Source organism: Stappia sediminis (assembly GCF_009826895.1).
GTDB classification, from domain to species: domain Bacteria; phylum Pseudomonadota; class Alphaproteobacteria; order Rhizobiales; family Stappiaceae; genus Hongsoonwoonella; species Hongsoonwoonella sediminis.
In genome coordinates this window covers 320,697-335,764 of the sequence record NZ_WUMV01000009.1, presented here as the reverse complement: position 1 = coordinate 335,764, position 15,068 = coordinate 320,697, and the positions used below count along the sequence as shown (strand labels likewise).

Genomic DNA, 15,068 nt, shown 5'->3' with positions numbered 1-15,068 from the left:
GGCCAAGTCAAGATCAGACAAACATGTGAGGAACAATCGATGGTTCATCGCCTCGTGGCGCTAATGCCTATGCGGCACTCTTCCGAACGGGTGAAGGGCAAGAACTTCCGCCCATTCGGCGACGGGCGACCACTATATCAGCACGTTCTGGACGTTTTGAAGCAGTGCGAGCTGATCGACAAGGTGGTCATCGATACCGATTCGCAGGTCATTCGGGATCAATGCGCCGAGCACTATCCGGATGTGGTGCTTCTGGAGCGGCCGGAACACCTGCGTGCGGGCGAGACGCCCATGAATGAGGTTCTCCTGCATGATATTGCGCAGGTGCCGTCGGAGTTCTATCTCCAGACGCATTCGACGAACCCTTTGATAACCGCGCAAACGGTGAATAAGGCGATCGAGACCTTCTTCCGCAATTACCCGACGTATGACAGCCTGTTTTCGGTAACCCGATACCAGACCAGGCTGTGGGATCAGCTTGCAAGGCCGATCAACCACAATCCGGATATACTGCTGCGCACGCAGGACCTGCCGCCGCTCTACGAAGAAAATTCCTGCATCTACATCTTCAGCGGCAAGACGCTGGAGGAGAAGAAGAACCGCCTGTCTTCGCGGCCTTACATGTATGAAATGTCGCCCTGGGAGGCGATCGACATAGACGAGGAAATCAATTTCCGTATCGCAGAAGTTGTCTACCGGGAACGCGCCGAAGGACGCCTCGCCGAATGAGCAAGGTTCTGGTTACCTGCGGTCATCTGATACGGCATTTCGCCAGGTTTGCCTCGGTATTCGAAGCGCATGGCGTGTCTGTCACCATTCCCGAAATCAAGGGACAGCAGCTCGCCGCCGAGGAGATGCTCGTCGCGATCCGGGGCCACTCGGTGGTCATCGCGGGCGACGACTTTATCGACCGTGCGACGCTTGAGGCCGGCAAGGCCGATGGCCTGAAGGCGGTGGTGAAGTGGGGAATCGGCACCGACAGCATCGACAAGGCAGCGGCAAAGGAACTCGGCATCCCGGTCTACAACACACCGGGGGTTTTTTCCGACGAGGTCGCGGATCTCGCCATGGGGTATGTGATCGCCCTGGCGCGTGATTTCCTGCGCATTCACGAGTCGGTCAAGGCAGGTGGCTGGCTCAAGGTGGAAGGAACCACGCTTAGCGGCAAGACCGCGGGCGTCATCGGGCTTGGCGGTATCGGCCGCGCGGTCTGCCGCCGCCTGAATGCCTGTGGGATGCGCGTGATCGGCTCGGATCCGGCGAAGATCGGCGATGACGATATGCAGGACGCATGCGCGACACAGGTGAGCCTTCCGGAGCTCCTCGAACGGTCGCATTTTATCGTCGTTACCTGCGCCTTGACCGAGAGCAGCCATCATCTTCTGAATGCAGATGCGTTCGGAGCGATGAAGGAGGGCGTGAGGCTCGTAAACGTAGCGCGAGGGCCGATCATCGATGAAGCCGCGCTCGTTCCGGCGCTGCGCAGCGGACGCGTATCTTCCGCCGCACTCGATGTTTTCGAGGATGAGCCGCTTTCGCCGGGCAATCCGCTTCGCGAATTCGAAAACGTCATCTTTGGCTCACACAACGGCTCCAACACGGCGGATGCGGTTCACAAGGTGAATTCCCTGACCGTCAATCTTGCGCTGGATATTCTGGGACTAAGTGGGCAAACGCCACGAATTGAGCCGCTGGTCAGTTGAATAACAAGTATAAATAGAGAAAATTTATGTACCCGAGCGTTTCCATTGTAGTGCCGTGTTATAATTCTGAGCAGTATTTGGAAAGTACGTTTGAAAGTATCTTAAGGCAAACATATGAAAACATTGAAATAATCGCAGTCAACGATGGTTCGACGGACGCTACCGCTGGTATTATAAGTAAATATGCGCGTAAAGATAAAAGAATAAAAGTTGTAAATCATCGAGCGAATTCAGGTTTATCCGCTGCGCGCAACTCGGGCGTTAGGGCTGCAAGCAGCGAGTTCATCTGCTTTCTGGATTCTGATGATTTGTTGATGGCTGACTCGATAGAAGATCGCGTCACGCATTTGCATCGATCGGCCGAAGATGTGGCAGGCGTGTACGCTGGAAGCGTTACGATTGGCGAGAGCGTACTCGAAGCGCCGTCTTCATCGGAATTCAGCGGCAGTGTAGTGGATTTTCTATCTTCCTCCGGCCAATGTCCGTTTAACGCAAATCAACCAATGCTGAAAAGGACAATATTCAATAAAATTGGTGGGTTTGATGAATCCCTGAAGCAAGCCGAAGATTTTGATCTGTGGCTACGGATACTTCGGGCCGGCTACATGTTCTTGCCTACGAAACGGAAAACGATAACGTATCGGGCGAGAGCAAACAGCATGATTCGCAATGGTCCGGAAAAGCACCTGGACGTCAGTTTGCAGTTGATCAAAAGCAGCTATGAAGACTGGACGTCGGTTCCCCGGACGTATCCAAGATCAAGCGCTTGGCAAAAACTTCATTATCAGATCAAGTCGGTAAACAGAATTCTTGAATTCAACGGCATGCTGGCTGCGACCGAAGCCGAGGTGAGTGAGGTCGTCGATAATCTCAGACGGCAGCTTCCGGATATTACTACATTCATCAGCAAGCATCGCGATATTGGCAAGGGCCTGTGGCGCGGGGTCGAGCGATATTATGCGGGAAGTCTCGTCCGCGAGTCTCAGAATTGGCGTGCGTTGTCGGAAAAGATCGCGGCGATAGAAACGGCCGTCAGAATGCCATGCGCGGAGAGCTTCGGGAGCTTGGAGGCGCCTGGAAAGAAATGCAAGGTCAATGAGGATGTTTTCGAACGTCTGATCGGTAGACTTACTTGGGACTACAACCGCCAGAGACAAGTGCGCGTAGCGTTTTTCCCACATAAAGATTATCACGTGTGGACGTATGCACTAATAAAGGAAGAACTGGAGCGTAGAAATATCAGTTCGATACTTGTTGATTTTTCTGCGTATTATCGTGACGAACGTGTTCGTTCAAAGGCGAAAGAGCTCGGCCTGGAATTGGTTTCATTCAGCAATTTCGTGCTGTCGGAGATACGCCCTGAAATTGCAGTCTGTTTCAATGACTGGGACCCGATACTGAGAAGCGTTTTGCTTGCCGCGAATGAGGCGAATATTTCGACGGTGGGTATTGTCGAAGGTATTCAAGATTATTGGGATGAAGACGTCGGCCGGGAAAGGCATGCTTACCGGACTGTGTCCAATGTTATTCTGCCTGGCAAATTCGACGCAAAATATTTCAAGGATAGCGAGCAGACGATTTTTATTGGCGGGATACCGCGCATCGAGGCCTTGGCTAACGAGGGCTCCGGAAAAAAAGCGGGTGATGTTCGTAAAAAATGTCTGATCAATTCTAATTTTTCTTATGGGGTTCTTGTCGAGCATCGCGATGATTGGCTGGAGTCTGCTGTAGATGCAGTGAAACGAGCAGGATTTGAACCGATTGTTTCGCGTCATCCTGCCGATCTCGGAAAAAGCTGTAGTGAATTCGTATCCGATAAGAGTTTTTATGAGCTATTGGATGAAGTAGACGTCACCGTACAAAAATTTGCCTCGGGCATTCTTGAGGCCTTGGCAAAAAATGTACCGGTAATTTATTATAATCCACATTCGGAGAAAGTAGATAAATTTAAAGATCCAAAAGAAGCTTATTTATATTGTGAAGACCAAGAAAGATTAACGGAAATATTGAGAAAGAGAGAATATTTCTGCAGCCAAGAAAAATCTCGGGAGTTTTTGTCAGAGCATTGTAATTTGGGAGCTGCAGATTCCGCAATTAATATTGCCGATGCGCTGGAGAATATTTTACAAAACAGGAATAAACCTGTTGATGGCGATAGATTTGATTCTTGTATTCGTCAAATTGACCTGGAGACGAATTGCTTTTCGCGATTGCCCAATCTTGAAAAATACCGAGCCACTTATGCACGGAGGTCGCCGGCGGCGGGCAGGAGTGACAGCCCTTTCACTTCCGTGAAGGAGACGAACTGGAACGGTGACCGACAAGCCAATACGAAGCAGCCGGAGGGAGCAGGGGAACTGCTCGGGAATATTCCAAATACTGACGTAAAGCCTGCGGGGAATTCAGGTAAAGAGGTTCCCGGTAGCGTGAATGATTCCATGGATGCAAAGAAGAAGGACGATACTCAAGCGATGAGCGGCACGAAGGTGGGAACTTTCGAGCGACGGTTCCCGACTTTTTCATTGATTGTCGATACTGTTTATTTCGGGTGTTTGTGGCTCTCCAAACGTATTCTTGGTTGGGGCGGGGTCTGGCTCTTAACCCTTGCCGGGCTCGTCGCCGGCTATTTCATGTATCCGGAATTGCGCTCTCCCTGGCTTGCGGTTGCGGTATCCGTCTTTGCCGGGTGGAGCGTGCTGTTCCTGACCGTGGCGCATGGCCAATATCTCGGGAACCGTAACCGGCGGGAAAGGCGCGTTGCCATTAACGACCTCCGTGGAACGGTGAAGAAGCAGCAGCGGGATATCGATCGCCTTTCGCGGGCGTTGGAAGCGGCCAAGACGGAAATCGCGCATTTGGCCAAAGGGGATGATGCCAGGAAAGTTGCTGCGGATTTGGGGCGGCAAATCGAGCTTTCTAGGTCGGATGCCGAGGAATTCGCCAGGAAACGGATCGATGCCGCCGTTGATGAGTTGAAAAGGCGGATCGCGGATATCGAAGGGCGCCACCTCGAAGGCGATATGGAAAAGATCGCGGCGGAGTTGCGTGAGCGGATTGAAGGTGCGGAAGAGCGATTCGCGGAAACTGCTGAGGATCTGCGTGAGCGGATGTCAGCCTCCAGTGCGCAAGGCATCGAATCCGTAAGAATGCTGAACGATGCTTTCGAGCGGCTCGATGCCGTGGTGAAACGCGAAGTGGAATATCTGAATCGTGCAATTCAGCTCGGTTCCGGCAATGGAGGTGGAGAAAAATCGGCCGATCCGGCTCTCGGGCCGGATGGATGGGTGAAGCGTGCGATCGATAAAGCCGACGCGGACCTGAACAAGGTGACCAAACGCTTCGACGCGCAGATTGCTGCGGTGGCCAAGGACATCAAGAGTAATGCCGATGTTCAAAACAAGAGATTCTCTCTCCTGTCCGGGGCCAATTCCGCCGGCGCGAACGGGCATTTGAGATATCTGAACGATACCGATATCAAGCGGATTCTGGAGTTCTGGATTCCGACCTTCGGGCTTCCGCGAAACCGGAAGGCGCTCAGCTACATTGCCAACAAGATCTGCAATGTCGAACAGATCTGCGATGGACGCCTTGCTACTACCATCCAGGCTGCGATGCTGCGTACGCTTGCGTTGCGCTCCCTAGGCAAGGAAACCATCGAAGTTCTGGAAATAGGTACACTGTTCGGGATCGGTGCTGCGGCCCTTTACAAGACAGCCGATTTCGGGACGCGTGTTTCCCTCACGCTGATAGACCCGCTAGATGGCTATTACAACGCTGGCGCAGATTCTGCCACAGGCATGCCAGTGAACCGGGATGTGCTTGAGGGCAATCTGTCGGCGCTTTCAATTCCCGAAAGCGACTACAGGATCATCCAGCACTATAGCGATAGCGAAGAAGCCTTAGGGATGGCCGGCGACAGATTGTACGACTTCGTCCTTATCGACGGCGATCACAGCCTTGCGGGTGTGACGAGAGACTTCGAGCTTTACGGGGATATGGTGAGGCCTGGCGGCTTGCTCGTATTCGACGACTACGACACGACCGACTGGCCGGCAATCAAGCCTTTCGTGGACGATGTCGTGCGCGCGGACGGACGCTGGCAGTGGATCGGCGGCGAGTGGCGGACCGGTATTCTTCGACGTGTTTCTTCCTCTCAGGACCTGGCAGCCGAGTCCAGGATTGCCGATGGTTCTCCTGCCGAGCGGGCCGGGAACTCCGGAGAGGCGAAATGAAAGCGGCAGCGCCGGCCTCTTCCGGTCATGGGGCAAAGGCAGCGGAGTCTATCTCAGTTCCCGATCATGCAAGCGTGCCGAACTGTATCGTTTTCTTTGGGCACCACAAATGCGCGTCCCGCCTGTTCAGAAGCGAAATTTTCAAGCGCATTGCGAAAAAACTCGATGCGCGCGTAAGAAGCTACAAGATCAAGGAAGCTCCATTCAGGTTTGGTTTGAATTTGGATGACCTGGACCTTCAGAATATCGACCTTGCGAATATAGGCCGCGACGGTCGCGATGTCGTACTGTTCTCGAATTCCACCGAGAGATCCCTCGACCGGATCAAGTCTGAAACCGACAATTGGAAGGGGGTCAGAATAATCCGCGATCCGCGGCAGGTGCTGGTGTCGGATTATTTTCATCATAGGGAAGGCCATGTTACAGAATTCAATGGTTGGATCTGGGAGCAACTGAAGCGGGATAGGCCTGTTTTGCTCAGTGCTTCCAAGGAAGACGGCATCCTGCACGAACTCGACAACATAAGCCGAGCGGTCATTGAGGATCAGGTGCTTGGAAATTTTGACGATGAACGGATCCTGACCATCAAGCTTGAAGATTTCTCGCGCGATCCGCAGGAATATCTGCAGCGTATTTTTGAATTTCTCGGGATTGCGGAAGTGGAGGGTATCGATCTTTCCAGGACCTTCGCCAACCCGGAAAGTGGGCCGTGGCAGGAGCATTTCACGGACAGAATTCGCGAAGTCTTCAAGGCGCGTTATGGCCAGGCGCTGATCGACCTTGGCTATGAGACCGACCTGAATTGGTGAGCCGCGGAGAAGTTTGAGAGCATATCTATACCAGAGCAAGTTGCTGCTTCGGGAACCCGGCGAGTGCGGCTTTACGCAAACGACGTTGCAATCGGCATGGTGGCCGGTCGCACGCCCACCCCGAACATGATCCGGAAGTTGAAGGTCAAGCCGGTGATTGGCGGCTTAGTCGGTGGACCGTCTCCCAGAACGTCGTGGGTTCGCCAGACGGAGTGCAATATAGCGGATATTCAATGAGCGCAGAGTGGGCAAGTGCCTCAAGCGTCGCCCTTCCACGGCGCGTGGGTGGGCTTTGATCGTCTTCCGTCAAACCCCACCCTGCATAAAAAGGCATGCCGAATGTGTGCACCGGCTTTCCCCATAGGAGGGCCTCAAAGCCAAGCTGGGACGTGACCGTGTAGATCGCGTCCGCTTCCGCGATGAGGCGAGCCGGATGAACGGCTTCTGCGAAAAGGCGGACTCTGGGCGAAATTTTCGCGACGTCTGCGTCAAAGTAGCCGGCCTTCCTGCCCGCCATGACATCCGGATGAGTTTTTACGAGGATTGTATGGCCGGGATAATCGCGGATCGCACTTTTCAGCATTCGTTCGAATGAACTCCCATCGCCTGCGCCGAAGCGGATTGAATGGTCGTTGAGCGTCTGATCGACGACGAGGACGAAATTCTCGGGAAGCGATCCGGCATAATCGGGCTGAAAGTTATACTTCGAGACCCGTGAATTCCGCCATGCACGAATGATTTCAACAGCTTGCGCAGACTGTTCAGGGGCAAGCGGGGAACTCAAGAGCCGCTCCAGACGGGATGGCCTATGGCAATCGTAGTAAATCCCGACATCGTCCACGACAAGCGAAAGCGGCGGGTCGACATGACCAAGGTTCCATGATCGCAGGAACCCGTCCTCCAACCGCCATACGGCCTGTCCGGCTCGCATACCAATGCGCTCCGCGCGAAGGCCACTCGCCTTGCGCCCCCAGCCAATTCGTACGGCATTTTTTGCACGTAGCGGAGCGAAGTCCCTGACGACAGGCCCGCCCAGAAAGGCCTCGAGCAGCTTTTTCTGACGCCAGAGCCCGCGGTCGGCTACAGAAACGGCGAACACATTGGATTGACTAACCGGAAGGGGCATAAATTCTTCTTGGTGGGTTTTGTGGGCGGACCTTGAACACGTCTAAGCACATCGAACCCTGACCGCTTCCAGAGTGCTTTCCACGAAAACGGAACCGCTTTCGTGATTAGAGTTCGCTACAGATTCAATATCTTGAGCATTTCCTTATCGCGAAATCCTGTTCGGATCATGCGGGATATGCTCTAGAGCATGTCCCCCAAAAGTGGGAACCGGTTTTGGGGCAAGGACATGCACAATATCAAATAGATAGAGCGCGTCCGGTGATTCCGATTAAACAAGACGCGCTCTAGCTGGCAGATTCCCCGACGGCGACATATGCCCGCGTACTCCTCCGGTTGGAGAGGCGGTAATATGCCCGACCGTCGGGACCGTTATCTCCGATCCCTGAAATTGTAGAATGTGAGGACGCACACCAGCCAAACTCCAAACAGCAAGAGAAATACCGTCAGCGAGGAGAGCAGGCGATAAGGATATTGCGCGTCTTCCGAAAGGGACGGATGCAGCGAAACTGCGAGATAAATTTGCTTGGAATCCGCTTCCGCCCGGGCATTTTCAAGACCGGCAAGTGCCGCAGTATAAGCCTTTTGCGCAAACTCGCGTTCCACTTCCAGCTCTTCGTAACTTGCCAGTCGGTTGGAAATCGAACGCCTGGCGACATCCGATGTGCCGTTTCCGGCACCTAACCTTTGCCGTTCCGAACTGATCTGTTCTTCCAGGCTCAGTATCTGGCGTTCAAGAATCCGGATCTGCGGAGACTGTGGGTCCAGATATTGTTTGAGGGTCTTGAGTTCCGCCTGGTTCTTCGTGAGTTCCTGTTCAAGGGATGCGATCAGCTCGACCGTGATCCTGGCATTTTCCAGTGGGCTTATTTCCTGAGTTTCTTCCCGGTACTGGAGGAGTTCCTTGCGGTAGATTTTCAGCCGCGCCTCGGCGCGTGCCACTTCCTGTTTGGCGAAACGAATAGACTCGCGATGCGCCTTGTCGGCGAGCCGGTTTACCAGCCGTTCGCTGATTTCGACCAGGGCGTCGGCAATGGCGGTCGCGTCTTCAGGTGCGAACGCGCGCGTTTCGATGGTTATCAGGCCTGAAGTTGCGTCGTAATTAACGTCAACCATCGTATTCCAGTATTCGACCTTGTCTTCGATCGGAAGGTCTTCGCCCATGGCGAAATACCAGTCCGAATTCGACCGATTGAAGATTGCCTCCAGGTCCAGCGTCTTGGAAATATCCTCAACCACAGCCTGGCTTTGCAGATAATCGCTGATGATATAGCTATCCGATGTCGTTGAAGCGCCGCCGCCCTGGACCACAAGCCCGAGTAGTTCCGTCGCTCCGGCATTTTCGATTGTGCGTACGGCGAAAGCGGTGCGGCTATGGTACTGATCCGCCGCAATGAAGACCATGTAGACCGTTACCACGATCGCTGGAAGCAACACGCCGAAAACGAAACCCAGGACCATCCAGCGATGCCGGAGCGGGATTTTGACCTGGCCTTCTTCAGCCGCCGATCTCGCTCGAACCAGTTGCATCGGATCGAGGCCGGCGTGCCTGAGGCGCGCTGACACCGCATTGCCTGCAACCACAGCCAGTTTTCTCGACGCGTTCGCTTTCCCGGCAATTTCCGAACTTCGGCGGTTCCCATTTTCCGCGAGGCCGGAAACCTTTCCCACGTTTGAGGCTTCAGGTTCGTTTATAGCCATAGACTCAAATCCTGGTCCTCTCCGCCATATTTGACTGATGAATTTGCAAGGCTTCTTCAATGTCCTCGTAAAAGGTCAATTTTCCGTCTTCGAGCAAAATGCCGGAATTGCAAAATTGGCGAAGCGTACCCGCGGAATGGGAAACCATGACGATATCTGATTCTTTCAGTCTTTCATGGAACACCATTGAGCATTTTTTCTTGAAATTCGTATCGCCCACCGCCGTGACTTCATCAATGAGGTAATAGTCAAACGCGATGCCCATGCTCACGCCGAAAGCCAGTCGAGCCTTCATGCCGGACGAATATGATCCGACAGGCCTGCGGAAGTGCTGGCCAAGTTCGGCGAAATCCTCCACATAAGAAACAAGTGCTTCCGTATCCTTGCCATAGATGCGGGCAACAAACCTTACATTCTGTTCTCCCGTGAGAGCGGTATGGAAGCTTCCCGCGAACCCGAGCGGCCAGGACACGCTGGCGGTCTTGATGATTTGTCCGCGATCGGGAGCGGCTATTCCAGCTATGAGCCGCAAAAGCGTCGATTTTCCAGCGCCGTTGCGGCCGATGAGCCCAACACTGCGCCCGCGCGGGATGGTGAAGGATACATCCCGGACGACGTGGTGGGTCTTGCCTTTGAACTTGAACGATTTCGAAACCTGCTCGAGGCGTATCATCACGCTTCCCTGACTTTCGCACCGAACACTGCCAAGAGGCTCAAGCCGGCCACAACGAAGCTGGCCGACAAGGCCAGGACATAGGATATATCGATGTAATGTGCCCGGTAGGTTGGATAGAATCCTTGGCGAAATAGGGAAACGATATGGGCGATAGGGTTCCAGAGTAAGTATTCGCGGTAAGGGTGTGGAATGGAATCCGGTAAAAAGAAAATACCGGAAATGAAAAAAAGAGGTCGACTGACGATTTGAAAGATTTTCTCATATAGACCGCTGAAATGAAAAAGAACGCAATTTGTAATGCCAATGCCCATGCCAAGGCTTATCGCAAGAAAAAAGGCGGCAAGCACCGGAGCCGGGCTTATTGAAGAAAAATGTTCGATCAAAAGGAAAATTCCGGAAAATATCGCCACGCAAACAACGAACTGCGTGACGATTTGCAGCGTTGTGCGCGCAAGTATCGTGTCGAGCGGCGAGACCACCGGATAGGTTAGCAGTGCTTTATTTACCTGGACCGACTTGCTGACCTGGTCCGCCATGGTCCGGTATATCCAGAATGCAAGATAGCCCGTCGCATAAAACAGCATGAAACTTCGCCCCAGCGGGGGCGTGCGGGCGATCGCGGAAAAAATCAAGGATAACGTGGCGATAAAGGCTACAGGCTCTATGATGGCCCAGGCGTAACCGCCAATCCTCGTACCATAGCGGGTGGTAATCTCGCGGATGACGAGCGCGGCAATGATTCGGAAACGTTGTCGTAAAGCGGCAATCATACGGCTTCTGTATCAAATGCGAGTAACATTCGCCCTTGATACACATTTCCTCCGGCCGGAAAAAGAGCGCGGCCGCAACAATCAAGCCCTAATTTCCGGCGCTTAGAACCCTCAGGCCCGTTCCAGCGAAGTCACGACGCCATCTTCGCCGATGGCGCAGGTCGCCTGTTGTCCGTCCATGGAAAGGTCGACAAGGTAGCCGCCGTCGTCGCCCTGCCTTGAAGAGACGGGCAATATCTTGTCACTGGAAACTGCGAAGCGGGTGGCGGCTTCCGAAGCGCAGGTGAGCTGCAATGCAGCCGGCGCGGTTGCTTCCGACGTGCGAACAACCGGGCTTGTCGGTGAGGAACTGCTGGTGGAGCAGCCGGCAAGGGCAAACGGAATTCCAATCGCCATGAAGAAGGCGGAACGGGGCTTGAACGAGTTCATCTGGCCAGGATCCTTCGCTGGTTGATTGGTTTGTTTTATGGAAATCCGGTGTCAAACCCCGCGGTAGAGGGCTGCTCCCTGCATCAGCACGATCACCTTCGCGCCGATCTCGACGCGGCTGTAGAGGTCGGTCACGTCGTCGTTGTTCATGCGAATGCAGCCCGACGAGATATTGAGGCCGATCGACCAGGGCTGGTTCGTACCGTGGATGCGGTAGATCGTATCCTGATTGCCCTCGTAGAGATAAAGCGCCCTGGCACCCAGCGGATTTTCCGGGCCGCCGGGCATGCCGTCCTTGTACTGGGCGGCCTTGGGATCGCGCTCGACCATTTCGGCCGGCGGCGTCCACGTCGGCCATTCCTGCATGCGTCCGACCTTGACGATGCCGGCCCAGCCGAAGCCTTCCTTCCCGACGCCGATGCCGTATCGGATCGCCTGGAAATTCGGCAGCACGAAATAGAGGAAGTGCTTGTCGCCATCGATGATGATGGTGCCGGGTTTTTCCGCCGTCTTGAAATCCACGATCCTGCGCTGAAATTCCTCAGGCGTTTGTCCATGCGCGCGGTAATATTTGACCGCCTGGCGCGGATCATAGGTGACCCATGTGCGGGTCGCCGGATCGAAGATTTGCGTTTCCAGCGCCTGTGCGAGCGCCGCACAAGCACAAAAGATGACGAGCAACGCCGCGATGGCGGGCCGAAACGGCACGTTCCGCCGGATGGAAGGGCTGTTCAGCCTCGACGCGATACCTAAAGCACTCACTTCATCCACTCCCCGATACGATCGCCGTTTGCCTCGATCCACGATTTCGCGACGTCCTGAGGTGACTTGCCCTCGACCACGACCGCGTAGCTCATGGCGGTGGTATCCGAAGGGTCAAACGATATCCGGTTCAGGAATTCGGCGACCTGAGGCATGTCCTTTTCCAGGCGTGTTGCATAGCCAATGTGAAAGTGCGAGCGGTCCCAGGCGGTGTCCGCCGTGGATTTCTCCAGCCATTGCGGATCGTCCGCGCGCTTGACGATCGTCCAGTGCGAGGCGTCGTAGGGCGGTTCCTCCAGCGTCACGATGTCATGAAGCTCGAAGACGTGATGCGGTCCGTAGCAATAGAAAACGATCGGCTGGCTGATTGCGACCGCGGCATCGACCGCAGCCATTGCCACGTCTTCCGGCATTTCCAGCAGGTTCATGGTCTTGTCGTAGCCGTAACTGTGCGCCCGGATCCTTTCGATCTCGGTCGAGGACCACGTCTTCGCACCGATCCAGATTTCGCCCTTGCCGTCGCCGTCGCTGTCGAACTGCTCGGCGATTTCCGGCCTTGTGAGGTCGCTGACGGCCTTGATGCCCGTCGAAGCCGCCGTTCCTCGCGTGACGCAGATATTCTGCGTTGCGTCCACGCCGATCTGGCTGAGGCGCAATGGGCCTTCATCCTTGCTCATCCGCTCGACCATCTGCGAAAGGTTGGGCAGCCAGATTTCCGGGTGAACGTCGATATCGCCGCTGCCGATTTCACCCAGGATCGTCAGCGTTCCGCGCTCCTGAAGGTCCGTTTCGACGCCAAGCCGATCCTTGACCGACATTGCGATGATGTTGGCGGTAACCTGTGCGGAGGGCCATGCCGGAACGCCGATAACCAGTTTGTCGGCTTGCGCGGACGAGGAAAACGCCAGAAGGCAAGAAATTATCGCTGCCTGTACTGTCACGCTGAAAGTTGCTTTCATCGCTTCCGGGGCCTTTTCTAACGTTGGCTGGAAAATGATCGCGGATGAATATCGGAATAACGCTGCGGCAGATATTAGCGGGTGTATTTTGAATTATTAATGCGGATCATGGCGAAAATAGTCATAGATTGTTCACGCTGCGGTGGCTTGCCCGACAAGTGGTACTCTTATCGAAAATCATAAGAAGGTGGTCGACTGAGTGCTACGGCATGTGCCGGTTCCAAAAAAGAAACCCAAAAACAGGTGACGACAGTGGGGGAGGTTCATTCAACGGTCGCGAACGAGTGGAGGTCGATTGGCATGGCCATTGCGGCCCTGCTCCTGATGTTCTTCATCACGCCTGCCGCCAACGCCGTGGAAAACGACGCGCAAATCCTGCGTCTGGGCATCGACGCCGCCGACCTTGGCACGGGCGATCCACACCGCGCGGCTTCGCGAAACGACCGGGCGGTCGTGGACATGATCTTCAACGGCCTTTTGCGCTACAAACCCGGCGAGGCGCCGCAAATCGAGCCGGATATCGCAACCTCCATTCCGGTTCCGAAGATCGCCGACGGCAAGCAGGTCTGGCGTTTCGAATTGCGCCGGGATGTCATGTGCCATCCCGGTCCGCGTACGGAAGGCTACCAACTCACCGCCGATGACGTCGTGTTTTCGCTCATGCGCGCCGCCGATCCCGATGTCTCGTCCTATGCGGGTGACTATGAAGGGATGACGGCAAGCAAGGTCGATGACTTTACGGTCGACATCGCCTTCGATACTCCGCTCTCTTCCATACTGTTTTTTCCGAAAGTTGCCGACTACGCCGGCGGCTTCATCGTCTGCAAGAAAGCGGTCGAATCCCTTGGCGACGAGGATTTCGGGGCCCATCCCGTCGGAACCGGGCCGTTCGTGTTCAAAGATCGGGTCGCGGGCGAGCGCATACGCCTTGCCGCGAACGAGGCTTACTTTCGCGGTCGGCCCCAGCTTGACGGCGTGGAGGTCCGTTATCTCCCCGATTTCGAGAAACGCGACGCGCTTTTGCGGGACGAAGAACTTGACGTGATCTTCGGCTCCGAGAAGCCGGAATGGTTCGACGCGATCTCGGGCGATGAGTCCATCAACGTCGACGTATTCGGTGTCGGGCAGGTGATCACCATGCATTTCAATACCGCCCGGCCTCCGCTTGACGATATCCGCGTGCGCAAGGCGCTGGCCTACGCGGTGGACCGTGATGTCTTCCGTTCGCTCTTCGCGCAAGGCGTTGTCGAGAACGTCTATTCGCCGGTGCCGGCGGAATTCCTGCCCGGCGGGCTCTCGCGCGAAGAGGCGGCCCGCCTGCAGCTCGACTACCCTTACGATCCGGCAAAAGCGCGGGAACTGCTTGCTGAAGCCGGATATGAAGACGGCTTCAAGCTGAAGCTCGTGACGTCTGAACGCGGCCACTACCTCTCCAACTACGAAAGTCTGCGCGATCAATTGGCGAAGGTCGGCATCGAGATCGAACTGGAGGTCGTGGAGCACCGCGAGATGCACAGGCGCATCCGGGAGGATGAGAACGCCATCGTGATCTATGTGGCATGGCGTCCGAATGCGGATGTGTTCCTCACGAGGTTCTTCCATTCGGATTCCACGGTGGTGACCGGCAAAAGCCCCGATACGAATTTTTCGCATTACGACGGGATCGACAAGCTGATCGAAATCGCGCGCAGCGCCCGCGATCCGGCCGATCAGGTCCGCATCTGGAAGCAGGCGCAGGTCAAACTCCTGTCCGATGCCGCAGCGCTCCCGCTTCACTACGTGAACCTTGTCTATGCGCGGCGCAAGAATGTCGACTACGGCCATCCGCTGACGGCAGCGATGGCGCTTTATCCGCAGTTCACCGAAACGACCCGGTTCAAGGACTGACAGCGCGAGGGGCCC

General features: G+C 55.1%; 12 protein-coding genes. 5 read left to right on the top strand and 7 right to left on the bottom strand.

The genetic code is table 11. The features are described 5' to 3' along the window. Positions 1–39 precede the first annotated feature (39 nt). Genes GR183_RS19940 through GR183_RS19925 form a run of 4 tightly spaced genes read left to right on the top strand, consistent with a single transcriptional unit; the run spans position 40 to position 6,744 of the window. Positions 40–729 carry an acylneuraminate cytidylyltransferase family protein gene (locus GR183_RS19940; protein ID WP_160777424.1) on the top strand — a complete coding sequence of 230 codons (690 nt, stop codon included), beginning with the start codon at positions 40–42 and terminating at the stop codon, positions 727–729. Further along, on the top strand, positions 726–1,703 hold the full coding sequence (locus GR183_RS19935) for a phosphoglycerate dehydrogenase (protein ID WP_160777423.1): 978 nt from the start codon (positions 726–728) through the stop codon (positions 1,701–1,703). Before GR183_RS19940 ends, GR183_RS19935 begins: the two co-directional genes overlap by 4 nt. 26 nt (positions 1,704–1,729) lie before the next feature. After that, complete coding sequence (locus tag GR183_RS19930; RefSeq protein ID WP_160777422.1) at positions 1,730–5,935, top strand: glycosyltransferase; 4,206 nt, start codon at positions 1,730–1,732, stop codon at positions 5,933–5,935. Next, on the top strand, positions 5,932–6,744 hold the full coding sequence (locus GR183_RS19925) for a sulfotransferase domain-containing protein (RefSeq protein WP_160777421.1): 813 nt from the start codon (positions 5,932–5,934) through the stop codon (positions 6,742–6,744). The genes GR183_RS19930 and GR183_RS19925 overlap by 4 nt, the downstream gene beginning before the upstream one ends. A 145-nt stretch (positions 6,745–6,889) precedes the next feature. Here the strand turns inward: GR183_RS19925 and GR183_RS19920 are convergent, their stop codons facing one another. From GR183_RS19920 to GR183_RS19890, 7 genes are all read right to left on the bottom strand, one after another. Beyond that, complete coding sequence (locus GR183_RS19920) at positions 6,890–7,870, bottom strand: capsular polysaccharide export protein, LipB/KpsS family (protein ID WP_160777420.1); 981 nt, start codon at positions 7,868–7,870, stop codon at positions 6,890–6,892. Positions 7,871–8,241: 371 nt separating this feature from the next. Next, on the bottom strand, positions 8,242–9,630 hold the full coding sequence (locus GR183_RS19915) for a KpsE/RkpR family capsule polysaccharide export protein (RefSeq protein ID WP_160777419.1): 1,389 nt from the start codon (positions 9,628–9,630) through the stop codon (positions 8,242–8,244). Continuing rightward, positions 9,575–10,243, bottom strand: coding sequence for an ABC transporter ATP-binding protein (locus GR183_RS19910; RefSeq protein WP_160777418.1), 669 nt, complete (start codon positions 10,241–10,243; stop codon positions 9,575–9,577). The genes GR183_RS19915 and GR183_RS19910 overlap by 56 nt, the downstream gene beginning before the upstream one ends. After that, positions 10,243–11,016 (bottom strand): ABC transporter permease, encoded by a 774-nt coding sequence (locus GR183_RS19905; RefSeq protein ID WP_160777417.1) that lies wholly within the window; start codon positions 11,014–11,016, stop codon positions 10,243–10,245. Before GR183_RS19905 ends, GR183_RS19910 begins: the two co-directional genes overlap by 1 nt. 111 nt (positions 11,017–11,127) lie before the next feature. Further along, entirely contained in the window at positions 11,128–11,445 is a 318-nt protein-coding gene (locus tag GR183_RS19900) for a hypothetical protein (RefSeq protein WP_160777416.1), read from the bottom strand. Between the two features lie 51 nt (positions 11,446–11,496). After that, positions 11,497–12,192 carry a L,D-transpeptidase gene (locus GR183_RS19895; protein ID WP_160777497.1) on the bottom strand — a complete coding sequence of 232 codons (696 nt, stop codon included), beginning with the start codon at positions 12,190–12,192 and terminating at the stop codon, positions 11,497–11,499. Between the two features lie 11 nt (positions 12,193–12,203). After that, positions 12,204–13,166 (bottom strand): ABC transporter substrate-binding protein, encoded by a 963-nt coding sequence (locus tag GR183_RS19890; protein WP_160777415.1) that lies wholly within the window; start codon positions 13,164–13,166, stop codon positions 12,204–12,206. A 300-nt stretch (positions 13,167–13,466) separates the two neighbouring features. Here GR183_RS19890 and GR183_RS19885 point away from each other — a divergent pair, with 300 nt between their 5' ends. After that, positions 13,467–15,053, top strand: coding sequence for an ABC transporter substrate-binding protein (locus GR183_RS19885; protein WP_160777414.1), 1,587 nt, complete (start codon positions 13,467–13,469; stop codon positions 15,051–15,053). The last annotated feature ends 15 nt before the right edge of the window (positions 15,054–15,068 follow it).

Excerpts from the sequence above, each read along its gene's own strand:
- GR183_RS19885 (WP_160777414.1), top strand. The coding sequence starts at position 13,467 with ATGGCCATTGCGGCCCTGCTCCTGATGTTCTTCATCACGCCTGCCGCC.
- GR183_RS19920 (WP_160777420.1), bottom strand. The coding sequence starts at position 7,870 with ATGCCCCTTCCGGTTAGTCAATCCAATGTGTTCGCCGTTTCTGTAGCC.
- GR183_RS19910 (WP_160777418.1), bottom strand. The coding sequence starts at position 10,243 with ATGATACGCCTCGAGCAGGTTTCGAAATCGTTCAAGTTCAAAGGCAAG.
- GR183_RS19925 (WP_160777421.1), top strand. The coding sequence starts at position 5,932 with ATGAAAGCGGCAGCGCCGGCCTCTTCCGGTCATGGGGCAAAGGCAGCG.
- GR183_RS19930 (WP_160777422.1), top strand. The coding sequence starts at position 1,730 with ATGTACCCGAGCGTTTCCATTGTAGTGCCGTGTTATAATTCTGAGCAG.
- GR183_RS19900 (WP_160777416.1), bottom strand. The coding sequence starts at position 11,445 with ATGAACTCGTTCAAGCCCCGTTCCGCCTTCTTCATGGCGATTGGAATT.
- GR183_RS19935 (WP_160777423.1), top strand. The coding sequence starts at position 726 with ATGAGCAAGGTTCTGGTTACCTGCGGTCATCTGATACGGCATTTCGCC.
- GR183_RS19940 (WP_160777424.1), top strand. The coding sequence starts at position 40 with ATGGTTCATCGCCTCGTGGCGCTAATGCCTATGCGGCACTCTTCCGAA.
- GR183_RS19905 (WP_160777417.1), bottom strand. The coding sequence starts at position 11,016 with ATGATTGCCGCTTTACGACAACGTTTCCGAATCATTGCCGCGCTCGTC.
- GR183_RS19890 (WP_160777415.1), bottom strand. The coding sequence starts at position 13,166 with ATGAAAGCAACTTTCAGCGTGACAGTACAGGCAGCGATAATTTCTTGC.